Raw genomic sequence first — 19,727 nt, forward strand, 5'->3', positions numbered from 1 at the left:
GGGGGGCCCCCCCCCCCCCCCGCCGAACTGGTGCAGGCGATGCGGGAAGCGCGGCGCTGCGGCATCGGGCACCTCGCGGACGTGGCGGCCCGCCACGCGCAGAAGCTGGGATTGCCCGAACGGGTGGTGCAGCATTACCTCTGGAACTTCCGCTATCACCTCGAAGCGCCCGACCGGCTGGGCCTGCACGAGTTCGCCGCGCTGGCGGTGCCGGGACATGCGCCGCTGCGCTTCGGCCCGGGCGGCGAAAGGCGACACGTTCTGTCCGCTTCTGTGGGTACGCTGAACCCATGAACCCGGAAACGCGAGCGGTGCTGAGGGCGGCGGTGGAAGCGAACAGCCGCGTGAACGATGTCCTGTGCGCGCACCTGTCCCCGGAGATGATGCGGGCGCAGACGCCGGGCGGCGGCATGACGGTCGCGCAGCACCTCGCGCATATGGCGGGCGTGACGCAGGAATGGCTCTCGCAACTGGACGGGTCCACCGCCTCTCCCCTGCCGGTCCTGTACAGCGGCACGCTCTGGGGCACCTTTACCGCCCAGGAAGACCCCGCGCGGGCGGCGGAGGTGCTGCGCGAGGTGTGGACGGCGGCTCTGAACACGGCGGCGAACGCGCCGGGCACCGGCCAGCTCTCCCATCCCAGCACGGCCCAGTTCCTGCTGCACATGCTCACACACGACGCCCACCACCGGGGCCAGGTGCTGCTGGCGCTGAAGATGGGCGGCTTCCCCCTCCCCGACGAGGACGCGCTGTGGGGGCCTCTGCGTGGAGAGTGAGACGGTGGGGAGTGGGGCGCAGGTGGGCGGCACCTTCCGCGAGCGGGTGCTGGCCCTGGTCGCCTGCATTCCGCCGGGCCGGGTGATGACGTATGGGCAACTGGCCCTGCTGGCGGGGCAGCCCGGCGCGGCGCGGCAGGCCGGTTACGTAATGAACACGCTGGCAGGCGGCACCCAGCCCGGAGCAGAACCGTACCCCTGGCAGCGGGTCATCAACGCGCAGGGCCGCGTCAGCACCCACAAGCTCGGGTTTGGCGACATGCAGGAGCGGCTGCTGGAGGCCGAGGGCGTCACCTTCGACGCTGCGGGCCGCTGCGACCTGGCCCGGCTGCAATGGTGGCCGGAGGAAGACGGGCCAGCCCGCCCGGACCGGCTGCTGTAAGGGAAGAGGTTCTAAAGAAACACGGGGACGGGAACCCCGGTCCCCGGGCGTATGCTGGCAGCATGTCGGTGAAGCGAACAAGACAAAACAGGTGGGTGGCGGGCGACGTGGCGTCGTGGATGCTGGGCGTGACGCTCGGGCTGATTCTGGGTGTGGCGCTGCTGATTATCGCGCCGCGCGTGGGCAACGCGGCGGGTGAGGCCAAACCCAGCGCCGAGGGCACCATCGTCGCGCCCGGCCAGACCGGTGCAGGCGGAGAGGGCGGCAGCACGGCGGCGAACAGCACCACCGGGGCACAGGCGGGCGCAGCCGAGGGAACGGCGAGTGCAGGCGGTACGGCCACCACAACCGGGAACGGTATGGCCTCCCAGAGTGGAACGGCCCAGACCGGCACGGAAGGCGGGGCCACAGGCGAAGCGGCCGCACCCGGCCAGACGCCGGAAAGCAACGCCAGCACCGGAGCGGCGGCCACGGGCAGCACCACGGAGCAGGCCGGGGACAGCAGCGCGGCCCCCGCGGCGGCGGGCAATGCCCAGGCCGGTCAGCCCGTCTTCGCCAGCAACTGCGCGGGGTGCCACGGCGCGAACGCCGAGGGCGGCATCGGCCCCAGCCTGGTCGTGGCGAACGGCCCCGCGAGCTGGACGCTGGAGCAGTTCGGGAACGCCGTCCACAACGGCCATACGCCCGAGGGCCGCGAACTCTCGCCCGTCATGCCCCGCTTCAGCCCGGCGCAGATCAGCGACGCGCAGGTCGCGGACATCCAGGCCTACCTCAAGACCCTGCACTGATTCAACAAGACCGGAGAACGCCGCCCCACTTGACCTGGGGCGGCGTTCTCTTCCTGTGTTCTTATTGTGGCACAGGTCACGCTCGGGGACCAGCCGGTCGGGGCACGGTCGAACGTGCACGGCGTGCCTACACTCGCCGGGTGAGAACTGTGCCTGCCACCGATTCGCTCCCGGCCCGCGACCTGCTCGCGGTGCTGGCCCGCGCGCTGCCCTCTCTGCTTCGCAGCGCCCCCGGCATCGTTTCCCTGATGGGGCTGATGGTCGTGGTGCAGGGCCTGACGCCCGCCGCGACGATCTTTCTGAGCAAGTGGACGGTGGACGGCATCACGCAGCTGGCCTCGGGGGGTGAGGCCAACCTGACGCTCCTGACGCTGGCGTGGGCGGGGACGGCGTTGGTGGCGCAACTGACGGCGGTGGCGAGTACGCTGCTACAAGGCTACGCCGCCGACCACTTCACGGTGCAAACGGTCACGGACCTGATGCGGAAGATGCAGGCCCTGCCGGGGCTGGACGTGGTGGAAGACCCCCGCTTTCACGACGACGTGGAGACGCTGCAAACGGGCGCGCGCTTCCGGCCCCTCAACCTCACGGCCACGCTGCTGGGGCTACTGCGCGCGGGCGTGGGTGTGCTGGGCGTGGCGGGGGCGCTGCTGGCCGTGGGGTGGTGGGTGCCGCTGGCCGTGGTGCTCGGCATGATCCCGCTGGCCCGCAAACAGATGCAGCTCTACGAACTGGGCTGGAGCATGACCATCCAGCGCACCCAGGAAGCCCGCGAACTCGCCTACGACCAGCGCGTCGCCATGCGCCACGAATACGCCAAGGAGGTGCGCCTCTATGACCTGATGCCGTACCTGACCGGGCGCTACGTGCGGGGGGCACAGGCGTACCAGGGCGTCATGCGCGGCGTGCGGAACAAACAGGTGCTGGGCGTGCTGCCCGCGCAGATGCTCGCGCTGGCGGTCACGGCGGGCCTCTTCGCCTATGTGGTCGCTCGGGCGGGCCAGGGGGTGCTCACGGCGGGCGCGGTCGTGCTGGTGACCCTCGCACTCGCCCAGGTGCGCGAGGGGCTGGGCAGCCTGATCGAGTTTCTGGCGATGGGCACCCAGCACCTGCGCTGGTTCCAGAAGTTCTACGCCTTTCTCGACGCCCGCCCGGCCGTCGCGCCGCCGGAGACACCCCGGCCCCTCCCCCGCCGCCTCGACCTGACGCTGGAGAACGTGGGCTTCGCGTATCCGGACGGCCAGCCCGTGCTGGAGGGCGTCAGCCTGCACATTCCCGAGGGGCAGGTGGTCGCCATCGTGGGCGAGAACGGCGCGGGCAAGACCACGCTGGTCAAGCTGCTGCTCCGCTTCTATGATCCCACGACCGGGCGGATCACGGTGGGCGAACCGGACGAGGCGACCGACCTGCGGGACCTCGACCCCGCCGCGTGGCGTGCCCAGATCGCCGCCGTCTTTCAGGACTTTGCACGCTTCGAGTGGACCCTGCGGGAAAACGTGCTGCTGGGCCGCCCCGAGGACGAGGCGAAACTCGCGCAGGCGGCGGCGGCCAGCGGTCTGGCCGACCTTCTCCTCCGCCTCCCGGACGGCCTGAACACCCGCATCGGGCAGGCGTTCGGCGGCGTGGACCTCTCGGGCGGCCAGTGGCAGAAGCTCGCCACCGCGCGGGCGCTGTACCGGGACGCCCGGGTGCTGATCCTCGACGAACCGACCGCCGCCCTCGACCCCCGCAGCGAAACCGAGGTCTTTGCCGCCTTCGCCGCGCTCGCGCGTGGCCGCACCACCCTGCTGATCACCCACCGCCTCGGCAGCGTCCTGATGGCCGACCGCATCCTGGTGATGCAGGCGGGCCGCCTGATCGAGGACGGCACGCACGCGGCCCTGCTGGCTCGGGGCGGCGAGTACGCCGAGTTGTGGCGCTTGCAGGCCGGGCAGTACGTGGAAGGGGAAGCGGGGCGAGAGGCGGTCGGAGCGGGGCAATAAAAAAGCCGCCTCTTGGGCGGTGATAGAACCAAGATAGCGTGGGATGCAGGGGAAGTCAACTTATGCATCCGGATTTCCGACGAAGTGGAAAACCGCCTTCTAGCCGACAACCCAGGCCGGCTCCGCCTTCTGGCGTATGGTCCAGCCGTGGTCCTGCGGTCAGGCTGGGGCATGGAAGAGATCACCGCGTTCTACGACCTTGACCTCGAACATGACCGCCTGAGCCGTGGCCTGGGCCTGCTCGAATTTGCCCGCACCCTCGACGTTCTGGGGCGCCTTCTTCCCGAACCTCCGGCCACGGTGCTGGATATCGGCGGCGGCACGGGTGCCTATGCCCGCGAACTGCTGCGCCTCGGCCACCGGGTCCACTTTCTGGACCTCATTCCGGGACACGTCGAACGGGTGCGTGCCGACCCGGCCCTCGCCGCGCTCGCATCGGTCACCCTGGGCGACGCCCGCGCCCTCCCCTACGCCACGGCCAGCGCCGACGCCGCGCTGGTGATGGGGCCGCTGTACCACCTCATGGCGGCGGAAGACCGGGCGAAGGCACTGGCCGAAGCCGCGCGCGTGGTGCGGCCCGGCGGCCTGGTCGCCGTGACGGCCATTCCGCGCGCCGCCGCGATCTGCGGGGACTTCAAGCATGGCCTGGATGAGGAAGACTACAGCCGCGCCATCCGCGAGCGGGCCTACACCAGCGGGCTGTACCTGAACCCCGAGGGTCGCCCCGGCTTTTTCACCACCGCCTACTTTCACCATCCCGCCGACCTGGAAGAAGAGCTGGGGGCCGCAGGGCTGCGGGACGTGACGCTCTATGCCCTGGAAGGTCCCGCCTCCAAGCTGCTGGCGGACCCGGCGCTGGAACTGAGCGACCCGCTGCGGCGGGACGGCCTGCTGACCGCGCTGAGGCTGGTGGAACGTGACCCGGCGCTGCTGGGCATGAGCGCCCACCTCCTGGGCGTGGGCTGGCGCTGACCTTCACGCCATCGCCAAGCCCGGCTAGGGTGAGGCTGCTATGGCCGTGGGGTGGTAGCCCCTTCTCCGCGTGGCCCGCTTGGGAGGCGGCGGGCATCACCTTTCCACCTGAAAAGCCACGCTATACTTTTTCACCTATGGCCCTTCCCGCTTCCGCAGAGAGGTGAGGGCAGCGGCGAATCTCCTCCTGACGCCGGGGCAGGTTCGACACCGAAAGGAGCGTCCAAAATGCAAAAAGTCGCTATCGTGGGCCGGCCCAACGTCGGCAAGTCCAGCCTGTTCAACCGCCTGGTGGGGCGGCGCGAGGCCGTCGTGGCCGATTTTCCCGGCGTGACGCGCGACGCCAAGGAAGGGCTGATGCTCTACCACAACCACCGCATCACCCTGATCGACACCGGCGGCCTCTGGAGCGGCGACGAGTGGGAACAGGCCATCCGCGAGAAGGCCGAGTGGGCGATGGAGGGCGCGCAGGCGGTGATTTTCGTGCTGGACCCGCGCGAGGGCCTGAGCGCCGCCGACTATGAGGTGGCCGACTGGCTGCGCAAGCTGGGCAAGCCCGTGGTCGTGGTCGCCAACAAGATCGACAGCCCCAAACACGACATCTATCTGGCCGAGCTGTGGGGCCTGGGCTTCGGCGACCCCGTTCCGGTCAGCGCCGAACACGCGCGCGGCCTCGACGACCTGATGGACCGCGTGATGGAACACCTCCCCGCCGACGACGAGGACGTGCCGGAAATCGCGCCCATCCGGATTTCCCTGATCGGGCGGCCCAACGTGGGAAAAAGCAGCCTGCTGAACGCGATCACGCACAGCGAGCGCGCCATCGTGGCCGACACGCCGGGCACCACCCGCGATAGCCTGGACGTGGAATGGGACTACGGCGGGCAGCGGTTCGTGCTGGTGGACACGGCGGGCATCCGCAAGAAGCCCGACACGGCCATCGAGGATTACGCGATCCAGCGCAGCCAGGCCGCCATCGAGCGCAGCGACCTGATCTGGCTGGTCGTGAACGCGACCGACCTCGGGGACCACGAGCTGAAGCTCGCCAACCTCGCCTACGACAGCGGCAAGCCCGTGATCGTGGTGGTGAACAAGTGGGACCTGGTGGCCGACGAGGACCTGAAGCGCACCGAGAAGGACCTGAACCAGAAGCTCCACCACATCAGCTACGCGCCGCGCGTGTACACCAGCGCCATCAACGACTACGGCATCCACGACATGCTGGCCGAGGCGATGAAGCTCCACGAGAAGTGGCAGAGCCGCATTCCCACCGCCGAGCTGAACCGCTGGCTGGAAATCTGGCAGATGCGCCAGAGCGTGCCGAACTTTCACGGCAAGAAGCTCAAGATGTACTTCATGACGCAGGTGGAGACCGCGCCGCCCACCTTCGCCATCTTCTGCAACCGCGCCGACTTCGTGACGCGCGCCTATGAGGGCTTTCTCCAGAACCGCATCCGCGAGGACCTGGGGCTGGCGGGGATTCCGGTGCGGCTGAAATGGAAGGAAAAGGGACCGTACAAGCGGGGCAAGAAGGGCGAGGAAGCCGAAGAGTAAGACGGATTCCGTCCGATTCCCTGACTTCCGGAACCCGTCTGTTCTCCTTCTCGCATCGTCGCGAACAGACGCCCATGAGGACGCTGCTGCTCCCGCTCGGATGGAATCACTCCGTCAACGATTCCATCGGAGTTCGTATAAGCCTGCCTGGACTGGGGTGGACGGGAACTGGGGGCAACTCCGGTTCCCTTTCTTCCGTCCCCTCACACTTGCTGGCGGCCCTACCCGGCACACTGGTGCATGACGCCTTCTCATCTGCTCGCCGCGCTGGCCCTGGCTCCCGCCCTGCTGCTCTGCTCCTGCGACGCGCAGACGGCGGGCACACCCCAGGTCAAGTTCACCCCCTTCGTCAGCGGGCTGCCGCAGATCACCACCCTGACCCACGCGGGGGACGGGTCGGGGCGGCTGTACGCCGCACAGCAGGGGGGGCAGGTCCGCGTGATCGAGCAGGGCCAGGTGCGTGCCCAGCCCTTCCTGGACCTCCAGGCCCTGACCAGCGCGGGGGGCGAACGCGGCCTCCTGGGCCTCGCCTTCGATCCCGGCTACCGGCAAAACCGCCGCCTGTACGTGCACTACACCGACCGGAACGGGGACACGGTGCTGGCCCGCTACACGGCCGCCCCCGACTTCTCGCGGGCCGATCCGGCCAGTGCCCGGATTCTTTTCACCGCCAGACAGCCCTACGCCAACCACAACGGCGGGCAGCTCGCCTTCGGCCCGGACGGGTTCCTGTACCTGGGCCTGGGCGACGGCGGCAGCGGCGGCGACCCCCAGAACAACGCGCAGAACCTCGCCTCGCCGCTGGGCAAGCTGCTGCGTTTCGACGTGCGCGGCGAAGCGGCGCAACCCGCGCCCGGCAATCCCTTCCTGAACCGGCCGGGGGCCAATCCGAACATCTGGGCGTCTGGCCTCCGCAACCCCTGGCGCTTCTCCTTCGACCGGCAGACGGGTGACCTGACCATCGCCGACGTGGGCCAGAACGCCTGGGAGGAAGTGGACCGCCAGCCCCGCGCCAGCAAAGGCGGCGAGAACTACGGCTGGCGGGTCCGCGAGGGCCGCACCTGCTTCGAGCCGTCCGGCGGGTGCCCCACCCAGGGCCTCACCGAACCGGTCCTGGTGTACGGGCGGGACGAGGGCCAGAGCATCACGGGGGGCTACGTGTACCGGGGGCAAAATCTGCCCGCCCTGAAAGGCCAGTACGTCTTCGCCGACTTCGGGAGCGGGACGGTCTGGGCGGCCCCGACCGGCGGGCAGGACTGGAACAAGGTCCGCATCGGCCGCGTGGAAAACCCCTCGACCTTCGGGGAGGACGAGGCGGGCGAGCTGTACGTGGCGGAGTACGGCAGCGGGCAGGTGCTGCGGCTGGGGCGGTAGGCGTGGGCCGGCCGGAAACGTCACCTCGGGCGGGATGAACCCGGCGCCCTCCCCGTAGCATGGTTGCCCATGACCTACGCCCTGCGGCTGGACCGGGGCACCCTCGTGATGCGGGAGGTGCCGCCCGCCGCCGCACCTCTGTTCACCTGGGACGCCCGCAGCCAGTCCTGGCGGGCACCCGGCCGGGCCTACCGCGACGTGATGGAGGCCCTGAGGACGGCGGGCACCCCGGTGCGGGACGAGGCGGCGGACTTCCAGAAGCTCGACCTCGGCTACGCCCGCGAAGTGCAGCCCTACTCCCACCAGCAGGAGGCGCTCAGGGCCTGGAAGGAAGCGGGGCGGCGGGGGGTGGTTATCCTGCCGACGGGCGCGGGCAAGACGCTGGTGGCGCAACTCGCCCTGCGCGACACCCCCCGCAGCGCCCTGATCTGCGTGCCCACCCTGGACCTGATGCACCAGTGGTACTCGGGCCTCCTCGCCGCCTTCCCCGACGCCGGGATCGGACTCCTGGGCGGGGGCAGCCGCGACGAGACCTCCATCCTGATCTCCACCTACGACTCGGCGGCCATCCACGCCGAACTGCTGGCCGGACGGTACGCCCTGCACGTCTACGACGAGGCCCACCACCTCCCCAGCGACTTCCACCGGGCGGTGGCCGAACTGGGCCTGGCCCCCTACCGCCTGGGGCTGACCGCCACACCCAAACGCAGCGACGGGCGAGAACTGCACCTGGAGGACCTGATCGGCCCCGTGGTGTACCACCGTACCCCGGAGGAACTGGCGGGCGAGACACTGGCGGACTACCGGGAAGTCATTATCCGCGTGCGGCTGAGTCCCGCCGAGCAGCGGCACTACGACGACCTGATCCGGGGCCGCAACGACTTTCTCCGGCGAAACAACATCCGGCTGGGCACGCTGGACGGGTGGAAGCAGTTCGTGATGCAGAGCGGCACTCCCCAGGGCCGCGCCGCGATGCTCGCCCACCAGGAGGCGCGGGGCCTGGCCTACGGGACCGAAGGCAAGCTGCGGGTGCTGGAGGAACTGCTGGCGAACCACCCGCACGACCGGACGCTGATCTTTACCGACGACAACGCGACCGTGTACCGCATCAGCCGCGATTTCCTGATTCCCGCGATCACGCACCAGACGCCCGTCAGGGAGCGCCACGCCCTGCTCGAAAAGTTCCGGGACGGCCGTTACCGGGTCATCGTGACCAGCCGGGTGCTGAACGAGGGGGTGGACGTGCCGGAGGCCAGCGTGGCGGTCGTGCTGTCGGGCACCGCGACCGAGCGCGAGCACATCCAGCGCCTGGGCCGCATCCTGCGCCGCGCCGAGGGCAAGCAGGCCGTGCTGTACGAGGTCATCACCGAGGGCACCAGCGAGGAGCGGGTGAGCCAGCAGCGGCGCGGGCGGTGGCAGCCGGGCGCTGTTGCGGTCACGCCCGTCTGGGAGGACCTGAATGCTTCCGACTGAACTGCTGATGTTCCGGGTGAAGGCGGGGCTGGTGGCCCCACGGCGGCTCAAAGCGCACACGAACAACCTGCGGCTGGCCGAGTCGGTCATCCAGCTTTTCGAGGCCAACCTCGGGAAACGCCGGGCAGACCTGGAGGAGGACCTCAAGGCGCTGGAGGCGGGCCGGGCGGACTTCAAGGTGATTCGCGGGATGGCGCACCTGCTGGCGAACGGGGCCGCCACCTTCGAGGCCGGGGGCGACGTGGAGCCGGGGGCGGTGCGGGCGAAGGTCTTCGAACTCGCCCAGGCGCACCCGCCCAGCCGCCACCGCCGCGCCGACGTACTCGAACAGGCGGCCGCCGCCCTGTCGGGGGAGCGGAGGCTGTCGGCGGAGGACCTGGGCGACCTCCTGTACGCGGACCTACCGGACCAGCAGCGGCTGACGGCCTTCGACCCGCCGGACCCCCCTGAACTGCTGGAGCGCTTCAACCTCGCCCAGGCTCAGGGGATGCTCTACCGCGCCTACAGCCTCGTCATCACGGCCCGGCGCAACGAGCCTGCCCGCTACAAGCAACTGCTGAAGTACACCAAGCTGTTCGGCCTGATGGTCACCGTCGAGGGGGACGCGGACTACGGCTTCACCCTCACGATGGACGGCCCCACGTCCCTCTTCGGGGGGACGACGCGCTATGGCCTGGCAATGGCGAAGTTCCTCCCGGCCCTGCTGCACGTGACCAAGTGGGACCTGACCGCCACCCTCAAGCCTCGCAAGGACCTCGCCTGGGTGGACCCCGGGGACGATGAATGGCGCTTCGAGCTGACCAGCGAGGACGGTTACGTGAGCCACTACAAGCCGCCCGAGGAGCACGACAGCGCCCTGGAATCGGGCTTCAGCGACCGCTTCGGCAAGCTGGGGTCGCCCTGGACCCTGGAGCGGGAGGTGGACCTGGTGCCGGTGCCCGGGGGCGTGATCGTGCCGGATTTCCGCCTGGTGCATCCGTCGGGCCGCAGCGTGCTGGTGGAGATCGTGGGCTACTGGCGGCCCGAGTACCTGCGTAAGAAATTCGAACTGCTGAGGAAATCGGGCCGAGGTGACGTGATCGTCTGCGTCTCCGAGCGGCTGAATCTGGAACGCGCGGGCGTGGACCCCAGCGACTTTGGCGAGCGGCTGGTGTGGTTCAAGGGCGTGCTACCGCCCAAGGACGTGCTGGCGGTGGCGGAGCGGATGATGGGGGGCGAGGCGGCGGCGTGAGCGGGTTCCTGCTCGTTGGCCTCCATCTGCTCCTGCACCACGCGCCGGGCCTTTTCCAGCCGGGCGTACTCGCGCGCCAACGTGCGCTGGAGATGCTAAAAGCCTTCGGGAGTGAGGTGGAGGGTATATAACATTCACGCGGACAAAAGAGCAGGACGACTAAGCCGTAGTTGTGTACACAAAAACCGACCACCACGTTAATACAAGTGAAAGTAAAATTGCAGCCGTGAATCTTGCAGTGTAGTTAAGCCGCGAGAACATCACTTGCCAACATTGATCACTAATACCAAAGGTTTTGGGGTAGTTAGGCGCGCTATGCCCTTCTTTAATTGCCTTAGCAATCTCCTTAGCCTGATTTTGCCATAGGGTTAGTTGATAGTCTGCATCTATATGATTCTCATACTCACTAAGTATGCCATAGTACTTGCTAACGTAGTCTCTGTACGAGGAGAGCTGGATTACAGACTCTCTGTGGACACTTAATTCCCGCCTAAGTAGTGTCAGCCTCATTGCACACTCGTGATATCTAAACGCTTTTAGGGAGTAATTCTCTATATTTTGTATCTGCGAGAAAACAAGTATAAAAACGGCCAAAATTATACTCACCGAGTTTTGTGCCTGATTACTAGAGTTGAAAGGTTCAACTTTCAGGTTTTGAAGCACTGGTATGGCTATAAGGAGCAAGGATATTAAGGATGTTGTCCAGTTTGAAAGGCTGTTCAAACGGTCACACCTTTTTGCCGCATTAAATCTATTTCTCGAGGTAATATCTACGTCTTCATATAATTTGATTATTACCTTTGAACCTACGAACGACTTTTCAGGTAAAGCATTCTCAGAAGTCTTAAAAGACTTTTTCCAAAACATCGTTCACCCGCACTTGCTGTACCCACACGCCTGGCACTTCAGGCAGCCTTCTTCCCGGATCACGGCCTTTTCCTCGCACACCGGGCAGCGTTCGCGGCTCATGGCGTCCATGCTCTCGGTGCTGACGCCACTCGCCAGGGCGGGTGCGGCGGCGGGCACGTCCACGCTTCCCCCGGCCAGGGGCGGCAGGGCGGCGGCGTCCATGTCCTTCTGGAAGGTTTCCAGGGCGACGGCGATCAGGTCGGCCTTACTGCCCACCAGACGGCCGTTGTAGCTGCCGTACAGCCCACCGTTCAGCCCGCGCAGCGTCTTGATGATCGCCTGGGCGGGAACGCCGTGCTGGAGGGCGATGCTGACCACCCGGCCCAGCGCTTCACTGTCGGCGTTGGCCTCGTCGCCCGCGCGCCCGCTGATGACCATGACCTCGACGGGCTTGCCGCCCAGGTGGTTGACCGTCACCAGGAAGGAGCGGCGGTGCCCGCTGGTCGGGTCAGTCAGCTTGACCATGTCGGTGATGCCGCTGAGGCGGGCGGGGCGCTCGTAAATGGGCGCGGTGGGCGTGCTGGGGCGTGGGGCCACCGGGACAGATTGCGGGGCAGGCGTGACGGCGGGCGCAGTCTGGGCCTCGGTCTTCGGCGCTGCGGCCACCGTGCTCTCCCCCATCACCTCGGCGGCCTCGGTCGGCGACTCCTCCGCCTTCTTCTCCTTCTTCTTGCTGGTACTCAGCACCTGGAACTGCCGCGAGCCGTCACGGTACACGGTGATGCCCTTGCAGCCGGTCCGGTACGCCTCGCCGTAGGCGTCCTGCACGTCCTGCACGGTGGCGCTGTTGGGCAGGTTGATGGTCTTCGAGAGGCTGTTGGCCGCGTGCTGCCCGCCGTCGTCGAAGGCCTTCTGCACGGTGCCCTGCATCCGCACATGGTCCACCGGCTTGATGTCGTGGGCACACACGAAGACCTGCTGGAGCGCGTCGGGAATAAAGGCGAGGCCGACGACGCTGCCGTGGTTCTCGCTGACGGCTTCCGTCACCTTGTCCCAGTCCCAGCCGCCGTCCTTCTCGAGTCCGGTCGGGGCCGGGTACTGGTTGAGCAGCTCCACGAACAGCGGAGCCAGCAACGCGCGGTACTCGCTGCCGATCTTGCGCCAGATGAAGGGGCTGAAGACGGGTTCGATGCCGCTCGATACCCCCATCAGCATGGAGGTGGTGCCGGTCGGGGCGACGGTCAGCACGGCGACGTTGCGCCGGGGCGGGTGCGGAATCTTCTTGGCGTTGCGCGTGTAGACCGGATACACGCCCCGCTCTTTGCCCAGGCGCTCGCTTTCCGCGACGGCTTCCTCGCGCAGGGCACTCATGATCTCGGAGATGGCGTGCCGCCCCGCGTCCGAGTCGTAGCGCAACCCCAGCTTGATCAGGGCGTCGGCCAGGCCCATCACACCCAGACCCAGGCGGCGCAGATCCTGCGAGGCGACCCGGTTGTCTTCCAGCGCAAAGACGTTCACGTCCAGCACGTCATCCAGAAAGCGCACGCAGGTCCGCACGTCAGCACGGAAGGCAGCGTAGTCAAAGGTGCTGCCCTGCACGTAGGCGGCGAGGTTGATCGCGCCCAGGTCGCAGGGTTCCCCGACGGTGAGGGGAATCTCGCCGCAGGGATTCGTGCTCCGGATCTCGTACCGCTTGCCCAGGTTCTTCAGCGCGCTGAATTCGTTCACGCGGTCCACGAAGATCAGGCCGGGTTCGCCGGTCGCCCAGGCGTGCTGCGCGATCTGGTCCCACAGCCAGCGGGCGGGCAGACCGGGGCGCTTGTCGGCGGGGTTGTAGCGGCCCTGGGGCGCGGTCCGGTAGAGGGGCACGCCGCGCGCTCCGTCCTCAGCGCGGTCGGGCAGGGCGGGCAGGCGACCGTCGTACATCCCGGCCTGCGGCTCCAGGTAGTACTTGCCGGGCACGTCCTGCACGGCCACGTGCCACAGGGCGTCGCGCTCCAGCGTCTCCCAGAACTTCCCGGTGACCAGAATGGAGATGTTGAAGGTGGAGATGTCGCCCTCGGCGGCCTCGCGGTCGAGGTCCTTGGCAGTCAGGAAGTCCAGCACGTCGGGATGTTCGATGGAGATGGTCGCCATACCCGCGCCACGTCTCGTCCCGCCCTGCCTCACGACCCGCAGCACCGGCGCATAGACAAAGCGCAGCGTATTGATCGGCCCGCTCGTCTCGCCGCCCCGGTTGGCCCACTCCAGGAAGTTGTCGAAAATCTCCATCAGGAAGGACACCGGGCCGCTGCTGGTGCCGCCCGACCCCTTGATCGGCGCCCCCTCGGGCCGCATGTCGCTGAGGTCGATGCGGGGTTCGACGCCGACCTTCGCGCTCTCGGCCACCGCGCGGGCCGCGTCGATGATGCCGCCCATGTCGTCCGCGACGGGCCGCACGCCCTCCGGCAGCGCCCGGACAATCTGCACGCCGTTCTGCCGGGCCGTGGCGACCAGTTCGGCGGGAATGGCCTGCCCGTACACCACACGCGTCCAGTTGCGGACCGCGACGGGTTGCTTTTCGCCGTCGGGCTGGGTGGGGGGGCGCATCAGGCCCAGGGTAAAGTCGTCCACATCGGGGTGGGCCGCGCTCATGTAGACCCAGCCGCGCACGCCCGCGTCAGGGCGGCTGCTCTCGGCACGGGGCGTGTACACATCGAGGTTCACGCCGTTGCCGCCGCCCACCTTGGTGACCAGGGCGAGTTTCCGGGCCACTTCCATGACGCCGTCGAAGCTCTCGGGAGCATGTTCGGTGGCCCCCTGCACGAAGCAGTTCAGCACGTTCCCATGCTGCGTCCCCGCGCCCGCCAGCACGCGCCCGCCGGGGCAGAACTTCTTTTCCGCCATCAGGTCGTAGTACTTCTGCGCCCAGGCCAGCCGTGTCTCCGGGGCCTCCGCGCCCGCCACCCAGTCGGCGATGCGGCGGAACATGCCGCCCAGATCGCCGTCACCCGCCTGGAGATACTGCCTTTTGGCGATGTGATGGGCGTTCTCGTCGAAGTTGCTGAGGGTGGAGGTGGGCGTGGTGGTCATGAGGGTGACTCCTTGAGGGCAAGGCGGCAGCAAAACACCTCACCACCCCGGGGGGCGGTGCGGAAGCGGACGAGGTGGCCTCCCAGACGGGGGCCGCTCACAGATGGCTGACTGTACCATCCGGGCGCAGGGGGTACAACGGCTTGTACGCCTCGCCGTTTTGGCGTACAAGATACGGCCCCGTTGGGGCAAACCGGGGCCGGGCAGACAGGAGCAGCAGAATTTGCCGTCGGGGACGGGTCAGGGGGGCAGGAGGCCCAGGGCGGTGGGGGTGGCGGCCGCGTCTCCCTTCCCCCAGTGGGGGAGTCGCCCCCCGGCCTGCCCCTCAGCCCAGCTTGGCCAGGAAGCGGCCGCACGAGGGGCACTTTACCGGGGGCAACTTGCCCTGCGCGGCCTTCTGCTGCACGTTCACCGGGAGCATCACGTTGCAGCCGGTGCAGCGGCCCCCGCGAATCTCGACCAGGCCCAGGCCCTTCTTGGCCTTGCGGATCAGGTCGTATTCCTTGACGGTGCGCGAATCGATCCCGGCGACCAGTCCGGCGCGCTCCTGCCGCGCGCCCTCGCCCTGGTCGCGCAGGTTCTGCACGCGGGCGGCGTCCTGGGCTTCGAGTTCTTCGAGCTGGGGCCGCAGGGCGCGGTGTTCGCCGCGCAGGCCGCCGGCCTTTTCGCCCAGTTCGCGCTGCCGCTCGCGCAGCGGCGTGAGGTCTTCCGCCATCTCCTCGGCGCGTTCCTCGAGCATCTGGATGCGGCTGCCGTACTGGCTCTGGGCGCGGGCGTCGAAGGCGTTCTTCTCCTGTTCTTCTTTGGCGCGGGCGATCTGCTCGCGGGTGCCGCCCAGGTCCTGCTCCAGCTGACGCAGCTGCTTCTCGACGCCTTCGAGGGTGATCTCGGTGTCTTCGAGGTCGTTGTTCAGGCGTTCCTGCTGGGCGCGGGCGTCACGCAGGGCGTCCGGGATGCTGGCTTCCTCGGCCCGCAGCCGGTCGAGTTCCAGGTCAAGCTCCTGCACGCGGTACAGGCTCTGAAGGGGTCCGGTGTCGCTCATCGGGGCCAGTGTACCCCTGCCCGGCGGAGGGGGCGTCAGGACTGCGCTTCGGCGGCGGCGGCCAGCGCCACCCGCCGCGCCCGGCGGTACAGCCCCAGATAGATGGCGAGGACGCTTCCGGCATACATCAGGATGGTCCAGCCGAACAGCGCCCGGAAGGCCAGGTCGAAAGGCAGCACGCCGCGCACCACGCCGCTGAGCAGGCTGCTGACCGCCCAGCCCAGGTCCCAGGCGATCACGTTGACGGCGGAGTACATCGGGCGGTCCTCGTCGGGCAGGGCCGACATGGCGTAGGCGCTGTAGACCGGACCCGCCGCGTTCATCAGGGCGCCGCGCGTAAAGAGGGCCGCGCTGACCATCCAGAGCTGCGGCGCAAAGCCCAGCACGGCCAGAAACGGCAGACTGGCCGCCTGAACCACCAGCACGGCGGGCAGTTGCCCCAGCCGCCGCACCAGCAGGGGCTGCACCAGCACCGTCGCGGCGGTCGCCAGGCTGGTCCAGGCGAACAGGGTGCCCAGGCTGGCGTAATTCACGTGGAACTTGCCCTCGATAAACACGTTCAGGAAAGGGATGGTGGCCCCCGCCCCCAGGCCCACCAGCACGTTCGGGGCGACCAGCCGCGCCATCGTGCCCTTATCGCGCACCGCGAAGGAACGGCCCGCCGCGCGGGGCTTGCCACTGGGGCGCAGGAACAGCACCGGCAGCAGGCCCACCACCTGAAAGGCCGCCGACACCAGCAGGGCGGCCCGCAGCGCGCCCAGTCCGTCGGGGGCCGTCGCGGTGGCCGCCGCGTACACCTCGGGCACCCGGCCGCCCAGCAGGTTGCCCAGGAAGCCCGCGCCGGTCATCAGGGCACTCTGGACGCTGAAGAGGGTGACGCGGGTCTTCTCGTCGCTGTTGTTCGCCATGAAGGGGGACCCGGCGACGGTCAGCAGCGCCGCCCCCGCCCCCTGCACCAGCGCCCCGGCCAGTGCCCCCAGCGGCCCGCCCGCCAGCGCCAGGATCAGCGCGCCGACCACGCTCAGCAGGCTGCCCAGCTGGATCGTCCGCGCGTTGCTGATGCGCCGGGCCAATGCCACCGCCGGAAGGCTCAGGCAGGCCAGCGTCAGCGCGGGCAGCGCGTTGACCAGCCCCTGCCACTCGGTCCCCAGGCCCAGCGCCCGCAGGTAGAAATTCAAAAAGAGCGCCGCGAACGCCTGCGACAGCCCGAAGGTGAAACTCGCGGCCAGATACAGCCACAGCTGGCGGGAAAAGTTCCAGGTCATGGGCGGCTCCGGCGGGAGTGCAGAGAGCGGCCCGTCAAGGTTCTACCCCCACCTTCGGGCAAAAGGACTGCATCAGACACGCCGGGCACTGCGGCCTGCGCGCGTGGCAGATGCGCCGGCCATGCAGGATCAGCGCGTGGTGCAAAAAGACCCAGCGTTCGCGGGGAAAGAGCCGCCCCAGGTCCGCTTCCACCTTGTCCGGGTTGGTCTGCACGCTCAGGCCCAGACGGCGCGCGAGGCGGCCCACATGCGTATCCACCGCGATGGCGGGATAACCGTAGGCGTTGCTCAGGACCACGTTGGCGGTCTTGCGGCCCGCGCCGGGGAGGGCCACCACGGCGTCAAAATCATTCGGCACCTCCCCGCCGTGCCGCTCGACCAGCAGCCGGGCGAGGGCGGCGAGGTTGCGCGCCTTGCCCCGGTACAGGCCGATGGTGCGGATCAGCGGCTCGATGTCCTCGGGGGCCGCCTGACTCATGGCGTAAGCGTCGGGGTAGCGGGCGAACAGGGCGGGCGTGGCGGCGTTCACGCTGACATCGGTGGCCTGGGCGCTCAGGACGGTGGCGACCAGCAATTCAAAGGGGGTGCGGAACTCCAGTTCGGTGCGGGCGTCGGGATACAGCGTTTCCAGCGCCGACAGCACCAGCGGCGTGCGGGCCTTCGCACCGTTGGGCAGGCGGAGTGGGGAGGGGGGGCGGCGGGTCACGCGGCGCAGCCTACACCTCCCCTCACCGCCCTGTCTGCGAGAGACGGACGCAACTTCTGCCCCCCGCACCCCGTACTGAAACCATGCGCGTCCTTTCCCTGATTTTCGGCATTCTCGCCGCGCTGGGCCTGTTGCTGGGCCTGCTGCCGCTGTTCGGCTGGCTGAACTGGCTGGTCGTCCTGCCGCCCGCCGTCCTGGGCCTGATCTTCGGCGCACTGGCCCGCGACCGGGGCGCAATCACCCTCAACGTCGTGGTTGCGGCTCTGGCGGCCCTGCGGCTGATGCTGGGCGGCGGCTTTCTGTAACCGCCTCCCCGCCGCCCTTGCGTGCTTCAGGGGCCTTTGCTATGCTGCGCGGGCTTGCGCGCCAGGGCCTGTGTGCCCAGACCGCATCCGGGTCCTTAGCTCAGTTGGTAGAGCGGCGGTCTCCAAAACCGTAGGTCGAGGGTTCAAGTCCTTCAGGGCCCGCCAGAATAAAGCCCCGCCTAGCGCGGGGTTTTCGCTTTGAAACCAGGACGGGAACGGCAGCGCAGGGCCGCGGCCGCCGGGTCCACTGGGACGGCCCTCACTCCTGATGCAGGTCGGTGGCGTTCAGCAGCCAGCTCTGGAACTCGGGCAGCGCCCGGTCGAAGGGCAGCGCGATAATCTCGGGCACTTCGTAAGGATGCATGGCGCGGATGCGCGCTTCCAGGTCCGGATACCGTTCCCCGGTGGTCTTGATCAGCAGCAGCGTTTCGGGGTCCTCGGCGATGTCCCCTTCCCAGCGGTAGATGCTGTGGATGCCGCCAATCACATTCACGCAGCCCGCCAGCCGCTCCGAGACGAGCGTCCGGGCGAGTTCCTGCGCGCGCTCGGGGGGCACCGTGACCAGAACGACGAGTGACATAGTGGCCGCAGCATACGCCGGGGCAGGCGGGCACAACCGCAACCCTCACCCGTATCCCGGGTTTTCTCATCTGGCGGGGGTGGCCCTCAAGGCAGGCGGAGGGCCGCGCAGTTCTCGCCGGGCGTCTCAGGTGCCCCGGTCGCCACCACCACGTCCTCGTTCTCGCCCACAAAACCCTGGCAGCGGGCCAGAACCTCCAGGTAGGCGGGATCGTTCGCGCCGCGCTCGGCCTCCTGCAAGACGCGCACGTCACGCTCCAGGCCCTGAATGCGGACCTGGGTGGCGTGGGTCTCGCGGGTCCAGGTGACGCTGCGGTAGGCCAGGTTCCCCAGCTGAAAGGTGAGCTGCACGATGCCCAGGCCCGCCAGCAGGCTGGCCAGCATCAACGTGACCGGCAAACGCTGCACCTGACGCCAGGCCGCCCGCAGGTCACGGCGGGGCGGCGAGGGCGGGCTGGTCGGCGTCATGGGCCAGAGCATAGCGTCCCCCGCGTGAGGAGGAGAAAGGAAGCGCCGCATAATGGACCCCATGAGTCACACCAAGCCTCACGCGGCCGAGGGCACCCCGGCGGCCCCCGACAGGGCCAGCCTCGATTGGGCCAGCCCCGACTGGGCACGCGCCCACCGGGCCGAGATTCAGATGCGCTACGGCGACATCGACGCGATGGGCCACCTGAACAACGCCGTGTACGTGCAGTACCTGGAAACGTCGCGGGTGATCCTGATGCGCGAACTGGGCGTGCCGGACCGCGACGACCGCTCGGTGATCGCCCGCCTGGAACTCGACTACCGCCGCGAGGTGCTGTGGGGCCAGACGGTGGCCGTCGAGTCGCTGGTGGAGCGGGTGGGCCGCACCAGCTGGACCGTGGTGTCACGCCTGACGGCGGACGGCGTGCCCTGCGCCTTTGCCCGGACCGTGCAGGTGCGGGTGGACGCTGGCCACCGCCCCGAGGTCCTGCCCGAGTCGCTGCGCGCCGCCTTCGCGCCCCTGCTCGCGCGCCCGCTGGGGGACGTGTCCGGGTGAGCCGCGCCCAGTACGAGGACCGGGTGCGCTACCAGGGGGACGTGTGGGTCCGGCTGGACACCCTGCCGCGCCTGCTGGCCGAGGGCTGGCGGCGCACCCTCTCGGCGGGCGGCGTGGTCAGTGTGGTCCGCACCCCCTTCCAGTGGGCAATGGGCAGCCCGGTCATCGAGATCGAGACGGGCGGCTACATGGGCGACGTGGGCCTCTACGTGCCGGAAGTCCAGCTGCCCGAGGCCCTCGCGCTGCTGGGGGACGGGGAGGACGGTCCCCCGCCCGCCTGACGCCGCCGGGTGGCGCGGGCTACAGTGCAGGCCAGCAGCACGCGCAGGCCCCCGCGACCTCTGGACTGGAAC

Annotated in this window: 20 protein-coding genes and 1 tRNA gene; 14 read left to right on the forward strand and 7 right to left on the reverse strand. The window is 68.7% G+C overall.

Annotation, left to right across the window (positions count from 1 at the left end):
* The 10 genes from DEIPH_RS17020 to DEIPH_RS17065 all read left to right on the forward strand — a co-directional run.
* Positions 1–294, forward strand: a 294-nt coding sequence (locus tag DEIPH_RS17020) for an MqnA/MqnD/SBP family protein (RefSeq protein ID WP_034360572.1), incomplete at its 5' end; no start/stop codon positions are given.
* The gene (locus tag DEIPH_RS17025; RefSeq protein ID WP_034360574.1) at positions 291–776 is read left to right on the forward strand and encodes a DinB family protein; all 486 of its coding nucleotides are present in this window, start codon (positions 291–293) and stop codon (positions 774–776) included. The genes DEIPH_RS17020 and DEIPH_RS17025, both read left to right, overlap by 4 nt.
* The gene (locus tag DEIPH_RS17030; protein ID WP_235183284.1) at positions 766–1,158 is read left to right on the forward strand and encodes an MGMT family protein; all 393 of its coding nucleotides are present in this window, start codon (positions 766–768) and stop codon (positions 1,156–1,158) included. Before DEIPH_RS17025 ends, DEIPH_RS17030 begins: the two co-directional genes overlap by 11 nt.
* 62 nt (positions 1,159–1,220) lie before the next feature.
* On the forward strand, positions 1,221–1,946 hold the full coding sequence (locus DEIPH_RS18940) for a c-type cytochrome (protein WP_152545013.1): 726 nt from the start codon (positions 1,221–1,223) through the stop codon (positions 1,944–1,946).
* 140 nt (positions 1,947–2,086) lie between these two features.
* Positions 2,087–3,928 (forward strand): ABC transporter ATP-binding protein, encoded by a 1,842-nt coding sequence (locus tag DEIPH_RS17040; RefSeq protein ID WP_051517484.1) that lies wholly within the window; start codon positions 2,087–2,089, stop codon positions 3,926–3,928.
* Between the two features lie 171 nt (positions 3,929–4,099).
* The gene (locus DEIPH_RS17045) at positions 4,100–4,900 is read left to right on the forward strand and encodes a class I SAM-dependent methyltransferase (RefSeq protein ID WP_051517485.1); all 801 of its coding nucleotides are present in this window, start codon (positions 4,100–4,102) and stop codon (positions 4,898–4,900) included.
* A gap of 228 nt (positions 4,901–5,128) precedes the next feature.
* The gene (der, locus tag DEIPH_RS17050; protein WP_034360579.1) at positions 5,129–6,454 is read left to right on the forward strand and encodes a ribosome biogenesis GTPase Der; all 1,326 of its coding nucleotides are present in this window, start codon (positions 5,129–5,131) and stop codon (positions 6,452–6,454) included.
* Between the two features lie 240 nt (positions 6,455–6,694).
* A complete protein-coding gene (locus tag DEIPH_RS17055; protein ID WP_034360581.1) occupies positions 6,695–7,828 on the forward strand; it encodes a PQQ-dependent sugar dehydrogenase in 1,134 nt (377 codons plus the stop codon).
* Positions 7,829–7,897: 69 nt separating this feature from the next.
* Positions 7,898–9,301: a DEAD/DEAH box helicase family protein gene (locus tag DEIPH_RS17060; protein ID WP_034360585.1), complete on the forward strand. Its 1,404-nt coding sequence runs from the start codon at positions 7,898–7,900 to the stop codon at positions 9,299–9,301.
* Positions 9,288–10,532, forward strand: coding sequence for a DUF790 family protein (locus DEIPH_RS17065; RefSeq protein ID WP_034360587.1), 1,245 nt, complete (start codon positions 9,288–9,290; stop codon positions 10,530–10,532). Before DEIPH_RS17060 ends, DEIPH_RS17065 begins: the two co-directional genes overlap by 14 nt.
* Positions 10,533–10,691: 159 nt before the next feature.
* Here the strand turns inward: DEIPH_RS17065 and DEIPH_RS21000 are convergent, their stop codons facing one another.
* From DEIPH_RS21000 to nth, 5 genes are all read right to left on the reverse strand, one after another.
* Positions 10,692–11,399: an SLATT domain-containing protein gene (locus tag DEIPH_RS21000; protein WP_152545014.1), complete on the reverse strand. Its 708-nt coding sequence runs from the start codon at positions 11,397–11,399 to the stop codon at positions 10,692–10,694.
* A 3-nt stretch (positions 11,400–11,402) separates the two neighbouring features.
* The gene (locus DEIPH_RS17070) at positions 11,403–14,453 is read right to left on the reverse strand and encodes an adenosylcobalamin-dependent ribonucleoside-diphosphate reductase (RefSeq protein ID WP_034360590.1); all 3,051 of its coding nucleotides are present in this window, start codon (positions 14,451–14,453) and stop codon (positions 11,403–11,405) included.
* Positions 14,454–14,778: 325 nt separating this feature from the next.
* Positions 14,779–15,495 (reverse strand): zinc ribbon domain-containing protein, encoded by a 717-nt coding sequence (locus DEIPH_RS17075; protein WP_034360593.1) that lies wholly within the window; start codon positions 15,493–15,495, stop codon positions 14,779–14,781.
* Between the two features lie 35 nt (positions 15,496–15,530).
* Entirely contained in the window at positions 15,531–16,760 is a 1,230-nt protein-coding gene (locus DEIPH_RS17080) for an MFS transporter (protein ID WP_034360596.1), read from the reverse strand.
* A gap of 34 nt (positions 16,761–16,794) precedes the next feature.
* Complete coding sequence (gene nth, locus DEIPH_RS17085) at positions 16,795–17,466, reverse strand: endonuclease III (RefSeq protein ID WP_034360597.1); 672 nt, start codon at positions 17,464–17,466, stop codon at positions 16,795–16,797.
* Between the two features lie 83 nt (positions 17,467–17,549).
* Here nth and DEIPH_RS17090 point away from each other — a divergent pair, with 83 nt between their 5' ends.
* Together DEIPH_RS17090 and DEIPH_RS17095 are read left to right on the forward strand one after the other, a co-directional pair.
* On the forward strand, positions 17,550–17,771 hold the full coding sequence (locus DEIPH_RS17090) for a hypothetical protein (RefSeq protein WP_034360600.1): 222 nt from the start codon (positions 17,550–17,552) through the stop codon (positions 17,769–17,771).
* An 89-nt stretch (positions 17,772–17,860) separates the two neighbouring features.
* Positions 17,861–17,936 (forward strand) — tRNA-Trp (locus DEIPH_RS17095).
* A 94-nt stretch (positions 17,937–18,030) separates the two neighbouring features.
* Here DEIPH_RS17095 and cutA read toward each other — a convergent pair.
* Both cutA and DEIPH_RS17105 read right to left on the reverse strand, forming a co-directional pair.
* On the reverse strand, positions 18,031–18,351 hold the full coding sequence (gene cutA / locus DEIPH_RS17100; RefSeq protein WP_034360603.1) for a divalent-cation tolerance protein CutA: 321 nt from the start codon (positions 18,349–18,351) through the stop codon (positions 18,031–18,033).
* Between the two features lie 86 nt (positions 18,352–18,437).
* Positions 18,438–18,818 carry a cell division protein FtsB gene (locus DEIPH_RS17105; protein ID WP_235183285.1) on the reverse strand — a complete coding sequence of 127 codons (381 nt, stop codon included), beginning with the start codon at positions 18,816–18,818 and terminating at the stop codon, positions 18,438–18,440.
* Positions 18,819–18,870: 52 nt separating this feature from the next.
* Between DEIPH_RS17105 and DEIPH_RS17110 the strand changes: the two genes are divergently transcribed.
* Positions 18,871–19,374: an acyl-CoA thioesterase gene (locus tag DEIPH_RS17110; RefSeq protein ID WP_081790983.1), complete on the forward strand. Its 504-nt coding sequence runs from the start codon at positions 18,871–18,873 to the stop codon at positions 19,372–19,374.
* A complete protein-coding gene (locus DEIPH_RS17115) occupies positions 19,371–19,655 on the forward strand; it encodes a hypothetical protein (RefSeq protein WP_034360607.1) in 285 nt (94 codons plus the stop codon). Before DEIPH_RS17110 ends, DEIPH_RS17115 begins: the two co-directional genes overlap by 4 nt.
* Positions 19,656–19,727 lie beyond the last annotated feature (72 nt).

It is taken from the genome of Deinococcus phoenicis (assembly GCF_000599865.1).
GTDB lineage: Bacteria > Deinococcota > Deinococci > Deinococcales > Deinococcaceae > Deinococcus > Deinococcus phoenicis.